The 18,907-nt window shown below is 74.1% G+C and carries 17 protein-coding genes; 12 read left to right on the top strand and 5 right to left on the bottom strand.

Annotated elements, in window-relative coordinates:
• Together L1885_RS04005 and L1885_RS04000 are read right to left on the bottom strand one after the other, a co-directional pair.
• On the bottom strand, positions 1-400 hold a 400-nt coding region (locus tag L1885_RS04005; protein ID WP_235795559.1), incomplete at its 3' end, for a peptidase.
• A gap of 327 nt (positions 401-727) precedes the next feature.
• Entirely contained in the window at positions 728-1,396 is a 669-nt protein-coding gene (locus tag L1885_RS04000; RefSeq protein WP_235795558.1) for an O-methyltransferase, read from the bottom strand.
• A gap of 402 nt (positions 1,397-1,798) precedes the next feature.
• Here L1885_RS04000 and L1885_RS03995 point away from each other — a divergent pair, with 402 nt between their 5' ends.
• The 9 genes from L1885_RS03995 (at position 1,799) to L1885_RS03955 (ending at position 12,098) form a co-directional block, all read left to right on the top strand.
• Positions 1,799-2,878 (top strand): LacI family DNA-binding transcriptional regulator, encoded by a 1,080-nt coding sequence (locus L1885_RS03995; protein WP_235795557.1) that lies wholly within the window; start codon positions 1,799-1,801, stop codon positions 2,876-2,878.
• Positions 2,879-2,881: 3 nt separating this feature from the next.
• Entirely contained in the window at positions 2,882-4,171 is a 1,290-nt protein-coding gene (locus L1885_RS03990; protein WP_235795556.1) for an extracellular solute-binding protein, read from the top strand.
• Between the two features lie 7 nt (positions 4,172-4,178).
• Positions 4,179-5,117, top strand: coding sequence for a carbohydrate ABC transporter permease (locus tag L1885_RS03985; RefSeq protein WP_235795555.1), 939 nt, complete (start codon positions 4,179-4,181; stop codon positions 5,115-5,117).
• 4 nt (positions 5,118-5,121) lie between these two features.
• The gene (locus tag L1885_RS03980; protein ID WP_235795554.1) at positions 5,122-6,012 is read left to right on the top strand and encodes a carbohydrate ABC transporter permease; all 891 of its coding nucleotides are present in this window, start codon (positions 5,122-5,124) and stop codon (positions 6,010-6,012) included.
• A gap of 8 nt (positions 6,013-6,020) precedes the next feature.
• Positions 6,021-7,100 (top strand): glycoside hydrolase family 130 protein, encoded by a 1,080-nt coding sequence (locus L1885_RS03975; protein WP_235795553.1) that lies wholly within the window; start codon positions 6,021-6,023, stop codon positions 7,098-7,100.
• Positions 7,097-8,302: a Gfo/Idh/MocA family protein gene (locus L1885_RS03970; RefSeq protein ID WP_235795552.1), complete on the top strand. Its 1,206-nt coding sequence runs from the start codon at positions 7,097-7,099 to the stop codon at positions 8,300-8,302. Before L1885_RS03975 ends, L1885_RS03970 begins: the two co-directional genes overlap by 4 nt.
• A complete protein-coding gene (locus L1885_RS03965; RefSeq protein WP_235795551.1) occupies positions 8,299-9,930 on the top strand; it encodes a glycoside hydrolase family 13 protein in 1,632 nt (543 codons plus the stop codon). Before L1885_RS03970 ends, L1885_RS03965 begins: the two co-directional genes overlap by 4 nt.
• On the top strand, positions 9,917-11,281 hold the full coding sequence (locus L1885_RS03960; RefSeq protein ID WP_235795550.1) for a phosphomannomutase/phosphoglucomutase: 1,365 nt from the start codon (positions 9,917-9,919) through the stop codon (positions 11,279-11,281). Before L1885_RS03965 ends, L1885_RS03960 begins: the two co-directional genes overlap by 14 nt.
• Positions 11,282-11,525: 244 nt before the next feature.
• Positions 11,526-12,098 (top strand): helix-turn-helix domain-containing protein, encoded by a 573-nt coding sequence (locus L1885_RS03955; protein ID WP_235795549.1) that lies wholly within the window; start codon positions 11,526-11,528, stop codon positions 12,096-12,098.
• A gap of 288 nt (positions 12,099-12,386) precedes the next feature.
• Here the strand turns inward: L1885_RS03955 and L1885_RS03950 are convergent, their stop codons facing one another.
• Positions 12,387-13,067, bottom strand: coding sequence for a PadR family transcriptional regulator (locus L1885_RS03950; RefSeq protein ID WP_235795548.1), 681 nt, complete (start codon positions 13,065-13,067; stop codon positions 12,387-12,389).
• A gap of 310 nt (positions 13,068-13,377) precedes the next feature.
• On the opposite strand from L1885_RS03950, the gene L1885_RS03945 reads away from it, so the two are divergent.
• Complete coding sequence (locus L1885_RS03945) at positions 13,378-14,202, top strand: PhzF family phenazine biosynthesis protein (protein WP_235795547.1); 825 nt, start codon at positions 13,378-13,380, stop codon at positions 14,200-14,202.
• A 30-nt stretch (positions 14,203-14,232) separates the two neighbouring features.
• On the opposite strand, the gene L1885_RS03940 is transcribed toward L1885_RS03945, so the two are convergent.
• Together L1885_RS03940 and L1885_RS03935 are read right to left on the bottom strand one after the other, a co-directional pair.
• On the bottom strand, positions 14,233-15,042 hold the full coding sequence (locus L1885_RS03940) for a CPBP family intramembrane glutamic endopeptidase (protein ID WP_235795546.1): 810 nt from the start codon (positions 15,040-15,042) through the stop codon (positions 14,233-14,235).
• Positions 15,043-15,320: 278 nt separating this feature from the next.
• Positions 15,321-16,853 carry a glutamate-cysteine ligase family protein gene (locus L1885_RS03935; protein ID WP_235795545.1) on the bottom strand — a complete coding sequence of 511 codons (1,533 nt, stop codon included), beginning with the start codon at positions 16,851-16,853 and terminating at the stop codon, positions 15,321-15,323.
• A gap of 711 nt (positions 16,854-17,564) precedes the next feature.
• Here L1885_RS03935 and L1885_RS03930 point away from each other — a divergent pair.
• The gene (locus L1885_RS03930) at positions 17,565-18,179 is read left to right on the top strand and encodes a hypothetical protein (RefSeq protein WP_235795544.1); all 615 of its coding nucleotides are present in this window, start codon (positions 17,565-17,567) and stop codon (positions 18,177-18,179) included.
• A 417-nt stretch (positions 18,180-18,596) separates the two neighbouring features.
• Entirely contained in the window at positions 18,597-18,803 is a 207-nt protein-coding gene (locus L1885_RS03925) for a DUF5999 family protein (protein ID WP_235795543.1), read from the top strand.
• Positions 18,804-18,907: the final 104 nt, after the last annotated feature.

Here is an 18,907-nt window from a genome sequence, read left to right as displayed (position 1 = left end):
GTTCGGCCCCGCGGCGCCCGGCCCGGCCGAGCGCGCGGTCCAGCGCGGCGGCGGCCGGCGGCGACCAGCCGCTCGGCCCGCCTCCGGGCACCGCGCGGGGGATCGCCCCGGAGTCCTCGACCGTGCCCTGCCAGCGCAGCCCGTAACCGATGCTCCGCTGGACGAGGTAGCCGAGCACCCGGGCGACCTGGGTGCCGTCGGCGAAGACCTCGCGCACCTGCGGATCGGACTCGATGAGCGAGTGCAGGAGGTGGGCGGTGTCGACCTGCCCGTCCCCGTCCCGGTGCGCGCGGCGGCGTGCGCCCGCGAGCACCGAGGCGAGTTCCACGGTGATCCGGGCGTCGAGGCCGGGGCCGGCGAGTGCGGGAGTGGTCGTGACCCGCGGGGTGGGGCAATGCACGCTTCCACCCCATCAGGTCACCGGCGCGGGGACATCCCCGCCGGGAAGCATCCGCGGGTCCGTCACTGGTTGGGTCCGCCGGGGGCCCGCGTCATCCTTGCGAATGAGATGCGCGCGCACGAACCCCGACAAGGACGGGCGGCCGGGCGCGCCGCCTTGTGAGACCGCCCGCGCGTGCCCCGCGCCGCGACTCGACGACTCCACGGCTTCACGGCTTCACGACTCCATGGCTTCTGGGCTTCTCGGCTTCACGGCTCCGGCGGGACCGGTCCGCGCGCCGCCGGACCGCGCGCCGCCCCGGGACGCGGCCCGCGCGCCGGCCCGGCGTCAGGCGACGACCCGCGCCAGCGCGAAGCCGTCGTACCCCTTCACGCCGACCGTCTGGACCGCGGTGGCGGACAGCCGCGGGTTGCGGCCCATCAGTTCGAGGAAGTCGCGGATGCCCCGCACGCCGGGATCGGCGGCGTCCTGGTCGGCGACGGCGCCGCCGCGCACGACGTTGTCGCCGATGATCACACTGCCGCGCCGGGTCAGCTTCAGGGACCACTCCAGGTAGCGCGGGTTGTTGGGCTTGTCCGCGTCGATGAAGACGAGGTCGAAGGGTTCGACGCCTTCCTCGACGAGGGCCGCGAGGGTGTCGAGCGCGGGGCCCAGGCGCACCTCCGTGCTGCCGGCGAGGCCCGCGTGCGCCAGGTTGCGCCGCGCGACGTCGGCGTGCACCGGGTCGGCCTCCAGCGAGACGAGCCGGCCCTCCTCGGGCAGCGCCCGGGCCAGCCAGATGGTGCTGTATCCGCCGAGCGTGCCGATCTCGAGGATGCGGCGCGCGCCCTGGATGCGCGCCACGAGGTGCAGGAGCTTGCCCTGGTTGGGCGCGACGCTGATCGGCGGCAGCCCCGCCTCGGCGCTCGTGCGCAGCGCCGCCGCGAGCGCCTCGTCCTCGGCCACGAGCCGGTCGGTGAAGAAGTCGTCCACGGCGGCCCATCGGCTGTCCGTCATGCGGTGTCCTCCGTTGCTCTCGTCCCGCGGGTCCGGTTCCCGGCCGCGCACGGGCGGCCGGCGGCGGGGCGCGGTCCGGCCGCGTCCCCGTCGCGGGAAGCGTAGGTGTCGGCCGGTACGGCACGACAGGAGGCGCCGCGCGTCGGCGGCGATCACCGGAGGGCAGGGCGGGGCCCGTGCGGCCGCTCCGGTGCCGCACGAACGCCCATCGATAATTCGCGAATGCGAATATCCGGCGTGCCGGACCCTCGGCTTCCTCGGTCCCTTCGATCGCCTGGTGACGGACGTCACAGGAGTCCGGCCCTTGCCAGAAGCGCGTCTAAACCGATTTAGTGACGGCACCGCAGAGCACTAAACCGGTTCAGGGTGACCGTGGGTCACCTGTCGACGAGGAGAGGGCGGATGGCGCGACGACCGACCATTGCCGACGTGGCCCAGCGCGCGGGCGTGTCCCGCAGCTCGGTGTCCTTTGCGCTCAACAACCGCCCGGGGCTCGCCGAGGAGACCAGGGCCCGCATCCTGGCCGCGGCCGAGGAACTGGGCTGGCGGCCGAGCCGTCCCGCGCAGGCCCTCTCGCTGGGCCGGGCGGGCGCCCTGGGCCTCGTCCTGACCCGCGAGCCCGACCTGATCGGCGCGGACCCGTTCTACCCGGCCTTCACGGCGGGCATCGAGTCGGTCCTGTCCGAGCGGGGCGACGGCCTCGTCCTGCACGTCACCTCCGCCGACCGGGAGAAGTCGCTGTACGAGCGGCTCGCCGCGGACCGGCGCGTCGACGGCGTGCTGCTCACCGACCTCCGGGTCGACGACCCCCGCCCCGCGCTCACGGCGTCCCTCGGCCTGCCGACGGTCGTCGTCGGACGGGCCGAGTGGGCCGGCGGGCACTGCGCCGTCGAGCTGGACGACGAGCCCGCGTACGTGGCCGCCGTCCGGGCCCTCGCGGAGGCCGGCCACCGCCGGATCGCGCACGTCGAGGGGCCCCGGGAGTACCGCCACGCGGCGCGCCGGCGCCGGGCCTGGGAGCGGACCCTCGAAGAACTCGCGCTGCCGCCCGGCCCGTTGCGGCCCGGCGGCTTCACGGCGGAGGGCGGCGCCCGGGCCACCCGCGAGCTGCTCGCCCTCGACGAGCCGCCCACCGCGATCGTGTACGGCAACGACCTGGCGGCCACCGCCGGGCTCGCCGTCGCGCACGAGCTGGGCGTACCCGTGCCGGGCCGGCTGTCGGTCGTGGGCTACGACGACACGCCGCTCGCCCAGTACACGCACCCGCCCCTGGCCTCGGCCCGTGCCGACGCGCGCGGCTGGGGCGAGGCCGCGGCCCGGGCCCTGGGCGCCGTGATCGCGGACGGCGCCGCCCCCGACGTCGTCCTGCCCCCGGCCGCCTTCCTGCCCCGGGCCTCCATCGGCCCCGCGCCGGCCGCCGGCAACGCCCGGCCCGGCGCCATCCGTCCGGCAACGGTGCCGGACGTGCACCTTTCGGAGTGAACCATGTTGAGGAGAACGGCGTCCGCGCTGACCGTGATCGCCCTTGCGGCGGGCACGGCGACGGCGTGCGCGCGCTCCGCCCCGGACCCGGCCGACGCGGCCCGGTCCCGCGGACCGATCACCGTATGGCTGTCGAACAACGCCCAGGAGCTCCAGTGGGGCGAGCGGATGGTGGCCGACTGGAACAAGGCGCACCCCGACCAGCGGGTGCGGGCGCAGAACATCCCCGCGGGCAAGACGTCCGAGGAGGCCATCAGCGCCTCGATCATCGCGGGCACCAGCGCCTGCCTGGTCTTCAACACCTCCCCCGCCTCGGTGCCCCAGTTCCAGAAGCAGGCCGGGCTGGTGCCGCTGAACGACTTCCCCGGCGGCGCGAAGTACATCGAGTCGCGCAGCGGGTCGCTGGCCGGCCAGTACCGCTCGGAGGACGGCAAGTACTACCAGCTGCCGTGGAAGAGCAACCCGGTCATGATCCTCTACAACAAGAAGCTCTTCGCGAAGGCGGGGCTCGATCCCGAGCACCCGAAGCTCGCCACCTACGCCCAGTTCCTCGCCACCTCGCGCACGCTCGTGAGGAGCGGCGCGACCGACGCGGCGATCTGGCCGGCGCCGAGCAGCGAGTTCTTCCAGTCCTGGTTCGACTTCTACCCGGCCTTCGCCGCCGAGAGCGGCGGCTCCTCGCTGGTGGAGAAGGGCGAGCCGCGGTTCGACTCGCCCGCGGGCCGCAAGGTCGCCGACTTCTGGAACACCCTCTACCGGGAGAAGCTCGCTCCCCAGGAGCTCTACCCCGGTGACGCGCTCGCCGACGGCAAGGCCGCCATGGCGACGGTCGGCCCGTGGGCCGTCGCCGCGTACAAGGACAAGATCGACTGGGGTGTCGTGCCGGTGCCGACGTCCGACGGGCGTCCCGCGTCGGAGATCCACACCTTCAGCGACCAGAAGTCCATCGGCATGTTCTCTGCGTGCAAGAACCGGGCGACGGCGTGGGACGTGATGAAGTTCGCCACCTCCGAGAAGGAGGACGGCGCGTTCCTCGACGCGACGGGCCAGATGCCCGTGCGGGAGCACCTCGCGAGCCTCTACTCCGGCTACTTCGCGAAGAACCCCGCGTACAAGCCCTTCGCGGACCAGGCGCAGCGCGAGGTGGAGGTGCCGAACGTCGCCGGCTCCATCGACATGTGGCAGGCCTTCCGCGACGCATGGACCCGTTCGGTCGTCTTCGGCCGCCAGTCCCCCTCGTCGGCGCTGCACGACGCCGCCGCGAAGACCCGCACGATTCTCGGCGAGTACTGAGGCAGCCATGACCCTGACCCAATCCTCCCCGCGCGCCGCGACCACGCGCCCGGGCGCCCCGGCGGGCCGCCGCCGCGGCCACCGCCGAGCCGGCATCGGCACGCTGTTCGTCACCCCGTACCTGCTGTACGTGCTGGCCGTCTTCGCGATACCCCTCGGCTACACGGTCTGGATCTCCTTCCACCGCTTCTACTTCACGGCACCCGGCGCGCACGCGCCGAGCCCGTGGGTGGGCTTCGCCAACTACCGGGACGTGCTGACGGATCCGGTGGTGGGGCGGTCGTTCCTCAACATCGGGATCTTCCTGGTCATCAACGTGCCGCTGACGGTCGTGCTGGCCCTGGTCCTCGCGACGGCCCTGAACGCGAAGATGCCCTTCCGGTCGTTCTTCCGGGCCGCGTACTACCTGCCGTACATCACCGCCAGCGTGGCGCTCGTCGCCGTGTGGCAGTTCCTCTTCGGTTCGGACGGCCTGGTCAACCACGCGCTCGGCGGCCTCGCCCCGGACCCGTCCTGGCTGGTCAACACGCATCTGGCGATGCCGATGATCGCGCTGTTCGTGACGTGGAAGCAGCTCGGCTTCTTCGTGATGCTGTATCTCGCGGCCCTGCAGAACGTCGGCAAGGACCTGTACGAGGCGGCGTCCGTGGACGGCGCGGGCCCGGTGCGCAAGTTCTGGTCGATCACCGTGCCGGGGGTCCGGCCCGCGACGACGCTCGTGACGGTGTACGCCATCGTGACCGGCGCGAACCTGTTCAGCGAGCCCTACCTGCTCACCGGCGGCGGCGGCCCGGACAACTCCTCCACCTCGCCCGTGCTGCTCATGTACCAGAAGGGCATCGAGCAGGGGCACCCCGACTTCGCGGCCGCCCTCGGCGTCGTCCTCGTGGTCCTCGTCCTCGCCGTGTCGCTGATCACCCGCAAGCTCTCCGAGAGGGGCAACTGACGCCATGAGCACCACTGTCCCCACGTCCGGTGCCGCCGTGCCCGCGGACGCGCCCACCGGCTCCCGCGAGGGCCGCAGGGGCCGCGCGGTGCGCCTCGCCGTCCTGCTGGTCGGCGCCGTCGCCTTCCTCTTCCCCTTCTACTACATGGTCGTCGGCTCGCTGCGGAAGGTGACGGCGGGCGACCTGTCGTCCGCCGCGCCCAGCGGGCTGACCGGCGGCAACTACTCGGCGATCGACGGCGCGCTCTCGCTCGGCCGGTCCCTGGTCAACTCCGGTGTGATGACCGCCGGCGTGCTGCTGTGCACGCTGGTCCTCGGCGTCCTCGCCGGGTACGCGCTGGCCCGCCTGGAGTTCACCGGCCGCGGCGGTGTGTTCGCGGTGCTGCTGCTCGTCCAGACCGTCCCGTTCCAGCTGCTGACCCTGCCGCTGTACGTCCTGGTCGTACGCGACTACGGGCTCGGCGACAACTACGCCGGGATGATCCTGCCGTTCGCGATCAACTCGACCGCGGTCTTCCTCTTCCGCCAGTTCTTCCTGCAGATGCCGGCGTCGCTGTTCGAGGCGGCGCGGATCGACGGCGCGAGCGAGCTGCGCATCCTGTGGAAGATAGCGATCCCGATGGCGCGCCCGGCCCTGCTGACCGGCGCCCTGCTGACGTTCATCGGCCCCTGGAACGAGTTCCTGTGGCCGTTCCTCGTCACGAAGAACGCCGACATGCAGCCGCTTGCCGTCTCGCTCGCCGGCTTCCTCAGCAACCTCCAGGGCACGGTGTCGAACCCGACCGGCGCCCTGATGGCCGGCGCGTGCGTGCTCGCCGCGCCCGCCGTGGTGCTGTTCCTCCTCTTCCAGCGCCACTTCACGCACACGAACATCGATTCCGGAGTAAAGGGCTGACCCGCGCCATGAGCAACACCGACCCCCACAACCACATCCCGTTCCGGCTGGTGCGCAAGGGCGTGGTGATGTCGCCGCGGCCGGGCGAGCCCTTCGAGGCGGAAGGCGTCCTCAACCCCGCGTCCGGGCGCACCCCGGACGGCACCCTGCACCTGCTGCCCCGCCTGGTCGCGGAGGGCAACGTCTCCCGCGTCGGCCTGGCCGAGGTCACCTTCACCGACGGCGTGCCCTCCGGTGTCGAGCGGCGCGGCACGGTCCTCGCGCCCGACGCCGGCTGGGAGCGCGGCAAGAACAACGCGGGCGTCGAGGACCCGCGCACCACCTGGGTGCCGAGCCTCGGCCTGCACGTGATGTCGTACGTCGCGTACGGGCCGCTCGGCCCGAAGCCGGCCCTCGCCGTGTCGGAGAACCTGACCGACTGGACGCGGCTGGGCCCGGTGCAGTTCGCCTACCAGCCCGACCTGGACACCGACCTCAACCTCTTCCCCAACAAGGACGTCGTCCACTTCCCCGAGCCGGTCCCCGGCCCGGACGGCGAGCCGGCGTACGCGATGCTGCACCGCCCGATGTGGGACCTGGGCTGGTTCCGTCCCGGCGAGGGCGTCCACCTGCCCGCCGGCGTCGGCGACGAGCGGCCCGGCATCTGGATCTCGTACGTGCCGGTCGCCGAGGTCGAGCGGGACGTCCGGGCCCTGGCCCGGCCGCGCGACCACCGGCTCGTGGCGCTGTCCGCGTACCCGTGGGAGGCGCTGAAGATCGGGGCCGGTCCCGCGCCGATCCGGGTCGACGAGGGCTGGCTCCTGATCCACCACGGCGTCTCGGGCGTCATGGAGGACGACCCGTTCGTCCCGAACCAGCGGGTGTCGTACGCGGCGGGGGCGATGATCCTCGATCCGGCCGACCCCTCGCGCGTCCTGGCCCGTTCCGCGGAGCCGCTGATGGCGCCGGAGACGGAGCAGGAACGTTCCGGCACCGTGCCGAACGTCGTCTTCCCCACCGCGATCGAAGAGGTGGACGGCACCCGTTACGTCTTCTACGGCATGGCCGACGCGCACATCGGCGTCGCGGTGCTGGAGCGCACGGCGTGAGCTCCGCACCCCTCGGAGCCGGACTGGTCGGCTGCGGCGCGTTCGGGGCGTACGTCCTCGACGCCGTGGCCGGCCTGCCCGGCCTCGGCATCCGCGCCGTCGCCGACGCCGACACGCACCGCGCGGCACCGCTCGGCGCGCGGCACGGCGCCGCGGTGTGCGACGGGCTCGACGCGCTGCTCGCCCGCGCCGACGTCGACGTGGTGGTGATCGCCACCCCGCCCCACACCCACGCCGACCTCGCGGTACGCGCCCTGCGCGGCGGCCGCCACGTCTTCTGCGAGAAGCCGCTGGCGCTGACCGCGGAGGACGCCCGGCGCGTCGGCGACGAGGCCCGCCGCTCGGGCAAGGCGCTCGCCGTCGACCACGTCCTGCGCCACAACCCGCTGCTGCGCGCCCTCGAACGCCTCATGGCGGAGGGCCTGCTGGAGCGGCCCCGCCGCTTCCTCTTCGAGAACGACGCGGCCGACGAGGACCTGGGGCCGGACCACTGGTTCTGGGACCCCGCCCGCAGCGGCGGCATCTTCGTCGAGCACGGCGTGCACTTCTTCGACGCCGCCGAGGCCCTGCTCGGCGCCGCCCCGGCGACCGTACGGGCCACGGCGGTGCGCCGCCGCGGCGGGCCGGTGGACATGGTCGTCGCCGACGTCGTGCACGAGAGCGGCGCCCTCGCCACCCACCTGCACTCCTTCACCCACGCCCACCGTGCGGAACGCCAGCTGATGCGGCTCGACCACGGCTTCGCCGAGTCGGTGATCACCGGCTGGATCCCGACCCGCGCCACGGTCACCGCGTGGACGGACGACGACGGGGCGGCCCGCTGGGAGCGGCTGCCGCTGCGCGCGGCCGAACTGCTGGACGTGGCGGGCTTCGAGCCGAGCGGCGACGAGCGGGTCACGGTCCGCGTGGAGCGCGGCGCCGGCGGCTCGGCGCCCGCCTCGGGCCGCGGTGTGTCGCGCACGGTCCCGCACCGCGTCGAGGCGGTCGTGGACCTCGGCGGCGAGGCCGCCAAGGCGCGCGTCTACACGCAGAGCGTGCGGGCCGCCTTCGCCGACCTGATGCACAGCGCGGCCACCGGGAGCGCCCCGGTCGCCGGGGCCGCGGCCGGGATCAGCTCCGTGGCCGTCGCGGAGGCGGCCGCGCGGGCCGCCACGTCCGGCACCGAGCGGCACGTCGCCGCGCGTCAAGGGGGCACGCCGTGAGCTGGTGGCGCGACGCGGTCTGCTACGAGATCCACCCCCGGTCCTTCGCGGACTCCGACGGGGACGGCACCGGCGATCTCAGGGGCGCCGCGCTGCGCCTGCCGCACGTGCGGCGGCTCGGCGCCGACGCCGTCTGGATCACGCCCTTCTACCCGTCGCCGCTGGCCGACGGGGGGTACGACATCGCCGACCACCGGGCGGTCGCGCCCGACCTCGGCACCCTCGACGACTTCGACGCCCTCGCGTCGACCGCCCACGCGCTGGGCCTGAAGGTCATCGTCGACCTGGTGCCCAACCACACGTCCGACGCGCACCCGTGGTTCCGCGAGGCACTGGCCGCGGGACCCGGCCCCGGCCGCGCCCGCGGGCGCTACCTCTTCCGTGCCGGGCGCGGCCGGGACGGCGAGGAGCCGCCCAACGACTGGCGGTCGGCGTTCGGCGGACCCGCCTGGACCCGGGTGCCCGACGGGGAGTGGTACCTGCACCTGCACGCACCCGAGCAGCCCGACCTCGACTGGCGCGACGCCGAGGTGCGGGCCGACTTCGAGGACACGCTGCGCTTCTGGCTCGACCACGGGGTCGACGGGTTCCGCGTCGACGTGGCGCACGCCCTGTTCAAGGCGGCCGGGCTGCCCGACGCGGGCCCCGGCCAGCACCGGGACCCGGCCCGCAACCACCTGATGCCGTACTACGACCAGGAGGAACTGCACCCGCTGTACCGCGGCTGGCGCGCCCTCCTGGACCGGCACCCGGCCGTGCCCGGCGCGGTGGCGCCCGAGGACCGCGTCCTCGTCGCCGAGGCCGCGGTGTTCGAACCGGCCCGCCTCGCCCGGTACATCAGGCAGGACGAGATGCAGCAGGCGTTCAACTTCGCCTTCCTGGAGGCGCCGTGGGACGCTCCGGCGCTGCGCGGCGTCGTCGACGGCTCGCTCGCCGCCACCGCGGCCGAGGGCGCGCCCGTCACCTGGGTGCTCTCCAGCCACGACGCGGTACGGCCCCCGACCCGCTACGGCTCACTCCTGCGGGCCCGGTCCGCGGCGCTGTTGATGCTCGCGCTGCCGGGGGCCGCCTACCTGTACCAGGGCGAGGAGCTGGGGCTCCCGCAGGCGTGGGTCCCCGACGACCGCATCCGCGACCCCCTGTGGCCGCGCTCCGGGCACCGGGACCGCGGGCGCGACGGGGCCCGGGTGCCGGTGCCGTGGTCCGGGGACCGTCCCCCGTACGGGTTCTCGTCCGCGGCGCCCTCGGAGACCTGGCTGCCGCAGCCGGACGGCTGGGGCGCGCTCACGGCCGAGGCCCAGCAGGGCGACCCGGGCTCCACGTTCGCGCTGTACCGCGCCGCCCTGCGGCTGCGCCGGACGCGCCCGGCGCCGGGGCACGGCTCCCTGGTGTGGCACTCGCAGGCCCGCGCCTCCTACCTGGCCTTCGAACGGGCCGGACTGGCGTGCGTGGTGAACCTGGGGCCCGACCCCCTGCCCCTGGAGCGGACCGGGCTGCGCGGACGCCCCGTGCTGACGAGTGCGGAGGGCGACGGCACCGTACCAGCCGCCCGCGAGGCGCTCGCGCCGGACACCGCGCTCTGGCTGCTCACCGACGACATGGAAGGAGACGGCCGTGCCCCGCACTGAGCTGTCAGGGATCGTGAAGGCGTACGACGTACGGGGCGTGGTCCCCGACGAGTGGGACGAGCCGGAGGCGGAGCTGTTCGGCGCGGCCTTCGTCACGGTCACCGGGGCGACCGCGATCGTCGTCGGGCACGACATGCGCCCCTCGTCGCCGGGCCTCGCCGCCGCGTTCGCGCGCGGCGCCACCGCCCGCGGGGCCGACGTCACGCTGATCGGCCTGTGCTCGACCGACGAGCTGTACTACGCGTCGGGCACGCTGGACGTGCCCGGCGCGATGTTCACCGCGTCGCACAACCCCGCCCGCTACAACGGCATCAAGATGTGCCGGGCCGGGGCGGCCCCCGTGGGGCAGGAGACCGGCCTGCCGGAGATCGCCGGGCTGGTCGGTGCCTGGGCCGCGTCGGGCGCCCCCGCCCCCGTCGCCGCGCCCGGCACGGTGAGCGGACGGGACCTGCTGCCGGGGTACGCGCGGTACCTGCGCTCCCTCGCGGGGCCCCTCGCGCGCCCGCTGAAGGTCGTCGTCGACGCCGGCAACGGCATGGCGGGCCACACCGCACCCGCCGTGCTCGGCGGGCTCCCCGTGGAGCTGGTGCCGCTCTACTTCGAGCTGGACGGCACCTTCCCGAACCACGAGGCCAACCCCCTCGACCCGAAGAACATCGCCGACCTGCGCGAGCGCGTCGTGGCCGAAGGGGCCGACGTGGGGCTGGCCTTCGACGGGGACGCCGACCGATGCTTCGTGGTCGACGAGAGGGGCGAGCCGGTGTCCCCGTCGGCCGTCACGGCGCTCATCGCCTCGCGCGAGCTGGACCGCAACGGCGGCCACGGCACGGTGATCCACAACCTGATCACCTCCTGGGCGGTGCCGGAGATCGTCCGGGAGCACGGCGGCGTCCCGGTCCGCACGCGGGTCGGCCACTCGTTCATCAAGCAGCGGATGGCCGAGGAGGGCGCGCTCTTCGGCGGCGAGCACTCGGCGCACTACTACTTCCGCGACTTCTGGAACGCCGACACCGGCATGCTCGCCGCACTGCACGTGCTGGCGGCCCTCGGCTCCCAGCCGGGGCCGCTGTCCGAACTGGCCGCCTCCTACGAGCGCTACCGGGCCTCCGGGGAGATCAACTCCACGGTGGACGACGGGGCCGGCCGCCTCGCCGCGTTGCGTGCCGCGTACGGCGGTCGGGACGGGATCACCCTCGACGCACTGGACGGCCTCACGGTCACCGCTCAGGACTGGTGGTTCAACGTCCGCCCGTCCAACACGGAACCGCTGCTGCGCCTGAACGTCGAGGCACGGGACGCCGCGACGATGGAGCGCGTCCGCGACGAGGTGCTGGCGCGCATCCGCGCCTGACGCCCCCCGCCGGTTCGGGCGGGGCGCGCGGCCGCCGCGTCCCGGCCCGGCACCGCGCGAGCGGTCGGGAGCGCCCTGCGGCCGGCGCGCCGGCCGTGCGAGCCGCCCGGGGAGCCTGATGCCCCGGACGGACGGGTGGGCCCCGGGAACCTGACACCCGGGGCCCGCGCACCCGGGTCGGGCCTCACAACGCGAGCGTCTGCCGGACTTGCAAAGCCTCGTGCCGTTTCGGCAGCATGAGGGCATGGGCACAGCGAAGAAGGACGTGCTGGACGCGGTCGGGCCCCGTCTGCGCGAGCTGCGGCGCCGGCGCGGGATGACGCTGGCCGAACTCGCCCGGCGGACCGGGATCAACGAGAGCACGCTCTCGCGGCTGGAGAGCGGCGGCCGCAAGCCGACGCTGGAGCTGCTGCTTCCGCTGGCGGAGGTGTACGCCGTTCCGCTCGACCAGCTCGTCGGCGCACCGCACACCGGCGATCCCCGGATCCACCTGCGCCCGGTCAGCCGCGGCGCCCTGACGTACGTGCCGCTGAGCGAGCCCGGCGGGGTCCAGGCGCACAAGCTGCTCATCCGTCCGAGCCCCGGGGCCGAGCCCGAGCCGAGGAGCCACGAGGGCTTCGAGTGGCTCTACGTGCTCGCCGGCCGGCTGCGCCTGGTGCTGGGCGAGCGGACCCTGGTCCTCAAGCCGGGCGAGGCCGCCGAGTTCGACACCCATGTGCCGCACTGGCTCGGCCCGGACGGCGACCGGACCGTGGAACTCCTGGTGCTGTTCGGACGGCAGGGCGAGCGGGCACACCTCAGGGCCCGTACGGACTGACGAGCGACCCCGGGCTGTCCGGCGCCGTGGCGGCGATGCCGAACCCCGTACGTCCCGGGGCGGCGATGCGGACCCCGTGCGTCCCGCGGTCTCCTCGCCCCGTGCCCTCGCGCACGGCGAAGGGCGGGACGCCCCCGGTGCGTCCCGCCCTTCGCCGTTCTCTTCCCGCCCGGCGCCCCGCCACGGCCGGGGCCCGTCCGGACCGCTTCCCCCGGCGGCCGGCCGCCCCTGCCCGTCGGCGCCGCTCCCCGGCCCCTTCTTCCCGGGACCGGCGCGCCGCGGACGGTGTCAGTCCTCGGAGCCGCCCGGCCCCTCGGCGCCCTCGTCGTCGTCGGCGAGGATGAGGTAGAGCTTCTTGCGGGTGTCGTTGATGACCGCGAGCGCCTTCTTGCGCTGCTCGGCGCTGCCGGTCTTCCACACCTGGCCGAACGCCTCCATCAGGCCGAAGCCGGCCTGGCGGATCTCGTTCATCGTGTCCCAGTCGATGCCTCGGCCCGCGTCCTCCCAGGGCGCGTCCGGGACCGACTCGGCCTCGGTGCGGCCCGCTTCGGTGAGGGTGAAGAGGTTCTTGCCGCCCTCGCTGCGGCTCTCGATGAGCCCCTCGTCCTCGAGCAGCTGGAGCGTCGGGTAGACCGAGCCCGGGCTGGGCCGCCAGGCCCCGCCGCTGCGCTCGCCGATCTCCTGGATCATCTCGTAGCCGTGCATCGGGCGCTCCTTGAGCAGCGCGATGATCGAGGCGCGCACGTCGCCCCTGCGCGCACGCCCCCGGCCGCCGCCGCGTCCGCGGCCACCGCCGCCGAAGGGTCCGCCCGGGCCGCCGAAGGGAGGCCCGAACGGGCCGAACGCCGCGCGCAGTCCCTCGAATCCGCCGCGTCCGCGCGGTCCGGCGCCCCAGGGCCCCGGGCCGAAGCCGGGCCCGCGCTCGGGGCCGTGTGCGTGTCCATGGTCGTGTCCGTGTGTTCCGTACATGACGGTTCTCCATTTCTATGTCGTACGGTCTTCCGCGTTCGATCTTTGACCGATCGCGATGCCTCAACGATATATCGGAAACACGCTTACGACAACCCCCGTCCGACCTGCGACGACAACGCCGGAGGGCGAGAAGCGCTCCCCGCGAGAGCCGGCGGGCGCGGAGTCACTCGCCTCCGGCGCTCCCCCACGGCCGCGGCGGTCACGACATGGGGAGGGCCGTCGCGGCGCGGGAGCCCCGCCGCCCCGGGGCCACCCGTGCGCGATTGGCTTTGGTGCCGCCGCGAGCGCGGCGCATAGCGTCGGTGCCATGCGCATCCGAATCGTCGACGCCTTCACCGACCGCCCCTTCCGCGGGAACCCGGCCGGTGTGCTGCTGCTCGGCTCCGACCGCTTCCCCGACGACGAGTGGCTGCGGCAGGTGGCCGCGGAGGTGAACCTCTCGGAGACCGCCTTCGCCCATCCCCTGCCGCCCGGCGGCCCCGCGGACTGGGCGCTGCGGTGGTTCACGCCGGCCACCGAGGTGTCGCTGTGCGGGCACGCCACGCTGGCCACCGCGCACGTCCTGCGCACCTCGGGCGAAGCGGCGGGGCTCGTACGGTTCCAGACCCGCTCCGGCGTGCTCACCGCCGTGGCCGGCGCGGACGGCGCCCTCACGCTCGACTTCCCCACCTCGGCGCTGACGCCCACCGCCGCCCCTCGGGGCACGGCGGCGGCGCTCGGCGCCGAACCGGTCTCGGTGCACGGCACCTCGGACCACGTCGGCGACCTGCTGGTCGAACTCGCCGACGAACGGACCGTGCGGGAACTGGCGCCGGACCTCGACGCGCTCGTACGTCTGTCGGAGCGCGGGGTGGTCGTCACGGCGGCCGCCGCGCCCGGCAGCGACCACGACTACGTCTCCCGCGGCTTCTTCCCCGCGGTGGGCGTCCCGGAGGACCCCGTCACCGGCAGCGCGCACACCGCCCTGGCGCCGTTCTGGTCGGCCCGGCTCGGGCGGGCGGACCTGACCGGTCTTCAGGCCTCGGCGCGCGGCGGCCTGGTCCGCACGGCGCTTCGGGGCGACCGTACGCTGCTCACGGGCACGGCCGTCACGGTGATCGACGGCGAACTGCTCGCCCCGCCGCCGGCGTGACCCCGGCCATGCGGGTCCGGGCCGCGACCGTCACAGGGTGGGCAGCCAGCTGACGTGGCCGGCCAGCAGCGCGTACCCGACGAAGGCCCCGACGTCCATCAGCGAGTGCGCCACGACCAGCGGGCCCACCCGCCCCCACCTGCGGTACAGCAGCACGAAGACGATGCCCATCGCCACGTTCCCCGCGAAGCCGCCGAGTCCCTGGTAGAGGTGGTACGAGCCCCGCAGCAGCGCGCTGCCCGCGAGTGCGGCGGGCGCCGACCAGCCGAGCCGGTCCAGCCGCCGCAGCAGGTAGCCGACCACGACGACCTCTTCGAGGATGGCGTTCTGCACGGCGGAGACCACCAGCACGGGGAACTTCCACCAGACGTCGGGGAGGGACTCGGGCACCACGGTCAGGTTGGCGCCCGAGCCCTGGGCGAACAGGTAGAAGACGATGCCGATGCCGCCCACGCAGGCCGCGATCGCCGCGCCCCAGCCGAGATCGAAGCGGGGCCTGCGCCGGTCGAAGCCGATCGTGCGCAGGCTCGCGCCCTCCCGGTAGAGCAGGTACGCCACCAGGAGCACCGGGACGAGGGCGGTGGCGATGTCGAACAGCTGCCAGGTCAGGTCGAGCCACGGGCGGCCGGGGGCGGCCGACGCGTTCAGGTTCGCGGCCTGGTTCTTCAGCGAACCGCCCTTGGTGACGGAGCCGACGAAGCTGATGAGCGCGGACACACCGCTCGCCCCGAGCGACAGGGCGAGGACGATCAACGTCTCGGTCCGCAGCGCGCCGCGGCTCAGGTCCCCGGCTGTCTCACCGGGGCGGGAATCGGTCACGGGCCCTGCCTCCAGCTGCACACCGGCCTCCACGGCTACGCGTCGCGGTCGGCGCGCACGGCCGACGTGCACAAGTTACGCCCGTGGCCTGTGCGAGCCGCTCCGCGACCCGGCCGCGACCGCCCCGGACCGCGCCCCGCCGTGCGCGGGGCCGCGGGCCGCGACCGCCCCGAGCCGCGGGCCGCCGTGCGCCGGAGCGCCGGCCGCCGTGCGCCGCCGGCCCCGGTACCTGTCCTGATGTCTCCTCCGGGGCCGGAGCCCTCCGCCGCCCGGGCCACTCCCCCGGACGCGCGGCGGGCCTACTCGGCGGGCAGCCGCCCCGACTCCTCCGGCGCGGGGAAGCCCACCGGCCAGGTGTGGACCGGGCTGCCGTGGTGCATCAGCTCGCAGTACCTGCGGGTGGTCGCGGCGAGCGCCGCCTCCCGGCCGAGCCCCGCGTCGACGGCCCGGTGGAAGGTGCCGATCTGCCACGAGGCGCCGTTGATCCGGCGGTTGCAGCGCTCCTCGATGACGCCGAGGTACAGATCCCGGTCGGCCGGCTCGATGTTCCACGCGTCGAGGCCCGCCGCGGCGAGCGGCAGCAGCTCGTCGCGCACGAGGTCCACGGCGGGCCGGGTGACGAGCCCGGAGGTACGGCCGTGCCGGGGCCAGCGCAGCTCGGCGCCGATGCCCTGGCGGCAGGCCGTGTCGAAGTTCTCCGCGGCCACCGAGAACGGCATCCGCTGCCACACCGGGCGGCTCTCCTCCGCGAGGGCGCGGACCAGCCCGTAGTAGAAGGCGGCGTTGGCGATCACGTCGGTGACGGTCGGCCCGGCCGGCAGCACCCGGTTCTCCACCCGCAGGTGGGGCACGCCGTCGGCGACCTCGTAGACGGGGCGGTTCCACCGGTAGATGGTGCCGTTGTGCAGGGACAGCTCCTGGAGGGTGGGCACACCGCCGGCGTCCAGCACCTTCTGCGGGTCCTCGTCGGACATGATCGGCAGAAGCGGCAGGAAGTAGCGCAGGTTCTCGGCGAACAGGTCGTAGGGCGAGTCGATCCAGCGCTCCCCGAACCAGGTGCGCGGGCGGACGCCCTGGACCTGGAGCTCGGGCGGCCGCACGTCCGTGGCCTGTTCGAACAGCGGCGGCCTCGACTCGTGCCACAGCTCCTTGCCGAACAGGAACGGGGCGTTGGCCCCGAGCGCCACCTGCACGCCCGCCACGGCCTGCGCGGCGTTCCACACGTCGGCGAAGCGCTCCTGGGTCACCTGCAGGTGCAGCTGCACCGAGGTGCACGCGGCCTCGGGCGTGATCGAGGGCGAGGTCGCCACGAGCCGTTCCGCGCCCTCGATGTCGAGAACGAAGTCCTCGCCGCGCGCGTCCCGCATCCGGTCGTTGAGCAGCGTGTAGCGGTCGACGTTGGACAGGCTTCCCGTCCCGACGTCGCGGTGGGCGAGCGTCGGGAGAATTCCGACCATGACGATCCCGGCGTCCACCTCCTCGGCTTTGCGATGCGCATATCCGAGGCCCGCGCGGAGTTCCTCGGCGAGTTGATCGAGAACACGTCCGTCGAGGCGGTGCGGCGCGATATTGACCTCGAGGTTGAACATGCCCAGCTCGGTCTGGAAATCATGGCTCGCGATACGGCTGAGCACCTCGTGGTTCATCATCCGGGGCAGGCCGTCACTGCCCGCGAGATTGAGTTCGATCTCCAGGCCCATGAGATTCCTGGGCCGGTCGAAGCGTTTCTCCGCGAGGAGCTTTCCGAGTACCGACAGGCACTGCCGCAGCCTCTTGCGGTACTGCTCGCGGCCGGCCAGGTCAAAGCCCCCCGCGTCGACCTTCTCACCCATCGACGTGTCCTCCTCGGCATCGACGTCCCGCCACCGTGCGCGCGTCTCGGTCGATAATGCCCGCGCCCGCTGATCCCTAACGTCCCTCCTCGGGGTCCCTCGACCGCTAGACTGTTTCCGGGCGCGACCGAAGGGCACATGCGCGGCTCACATACGGGACGCACATTTCCTCGACAGGTTCTCGCGTCACGCCGTGCGGCCACTTTCACCGGGCATCCACGGAAGGCGCTCTTCCGGCATACGCTTGGGTTCAGTAGCATAGGCATGCAGCGGTGGATCCATGGCGCCTTACGCGGGGCCGAGCACGGGAGACGAGCGCGGCCGGACCGGCCGCATGTGCCCGTGGCAGGTGCCCCCGGCACGGCAGCGCGGCAGTCCCGCCGGCGGTCGCGGGAATACGGCGCGATTTTCGGCCGTCCGGAGCGGCGAGATCACCGCAGGCCGGCTGCCGTGCGTTCACAATTCCGCCAGCTAATCGGCACGGAAATACGACCGAATAGTGGCTGGCCCGCAATGCGCACGACAGCTAGAAGAAACATCGTGTGAACACGCGTCGTATAAACTTCGCGGACGAGGTGGAAAGCGGGCGCAAGGCCCAAGGCCCCGGAGCGCGATCCGGGCCCGCACGCCGACAGAGTCGTCCGCACCTCCCTCCGCACCCGCACCCGCACCCGCGCTGCACCCTGTCTCCTGAGCGAGAGGCAATCCACCATGCCGCTGCATGTCCCTCCAGTACCCGCACCCGCCCTGCGCAGCGTTCTCACCGCTCTCGGCTCCCCCACCGCCGTCCGCGAGGCACCGACCCCGGCCCTGAGAGCCGCGGGCGGGCCGCTGAGCCCCGAACTCCCCCTTCCGCTCCACGTGCTCGACGCGCCCGAGGTGCTCGCCGCTCCCGCGCTGCTCGACGGCGCGGGGGCCGCGCCGCACACCCGGCTGACGGGCTGGCGGTTCACGATCCGCGCCGGCGACCGTCTGGTGGCCGCCGCCGACACGATGCTCACGGCCGACGGCTGGGCGTTCTCCCGCTTCTTCGAGGGGCCGTACGTGACGGCGACGGAACGCGCCCTGCGGCAGGCCGAGGTGCTGCACACCGCGTACCAGCCGCGGCTGCTGTCCGTGCCGGGGCTGTACATGCTCACGCTGTGGCTGCACGCCGACACGGAGGCCGACCCGGCCACCGGCGCGGTGGCACCGGCCGACCTGCTGGTGCCGCTCGCTCCCGCGCCCCCCGGTTTCGCAGCGCACCGGCCCCATCGCGCGGCGGAGCTGCTGCCGGTGATCCGCATGCGGCTCACGCCGGGAGACCTGGTGCGAACTCCCGTCTGACCTGCGGCGCAGCGGCCCGCAAGCGCCCCGAGGCCTTCCGGCCGCGGGGCGCTTCGCGCGCGTGGGCCCGCCCGCCGCGGGGGCGCTCCCGGCACGGCGCGCCGGCGGTTCTCCGGACGTTTCGGTGACGGTTCGCCAACGGTCGTCGATGACCGCTAAGTTGAGCGGAACCGGCCGACCGGGTGACGGCGTCCGGGCCGAGGACGACGTGCTGCCGCGAAATCCCCGAGGATCATCGCGCGCGGGACGACACTGGGTCCGGACGACGAGGACGGGGCCGCCGTCGGTCCCCGCCGTGCTCGGCACGCGACGGCCCGCGGCCTCGGCGCACCGATCGGCCACGCACGAAGAAACCGCAGACCTCCACGACGAAGACCCGGAGCAGAAGTCTCCGTCCCGCAGCGAAAGAACCCGCCCATGTGTCAACACCAGCCAGCCTGTCCGACAGCCGACTCCGCCGACCGCGAGGCCGCCCGCGCGGTGGCCAGCCACCCCGAGCAGGGCTGGACCCTGCTGTGCAACGGCGTCGTCCAGTTCGAGGACACCGGTGAGCTGCTGCCCGACGGGCAGATCATCGCGCCGCACCGGCCGCAGCGCACCGGCCGGGTGGCGGCGGCGGCCTGACGGCGCCCAAGGCGCCGGGCACACGCGAGGGCCGGTCCGGAGCACACGCTCCGAACCGGCCCTGCGGGCTGTCCACGGGGGTCCGGCCCCCTCCCCCTCCCCAC

It is taken from the genome of Streptomyces fuscigenes (assembly GCF_021556455.1).
GTDB classification, from domain to species: domain Bacteria; phylum Actinomycetota; class Actinomycetes; order Streptomycetales; family Streptomycetaceae; genus Streptomyces; species Streptomyces fuscigenes.
This window is presented reverse-complemented; position numbering and strand designations above follow the sequence as displayed.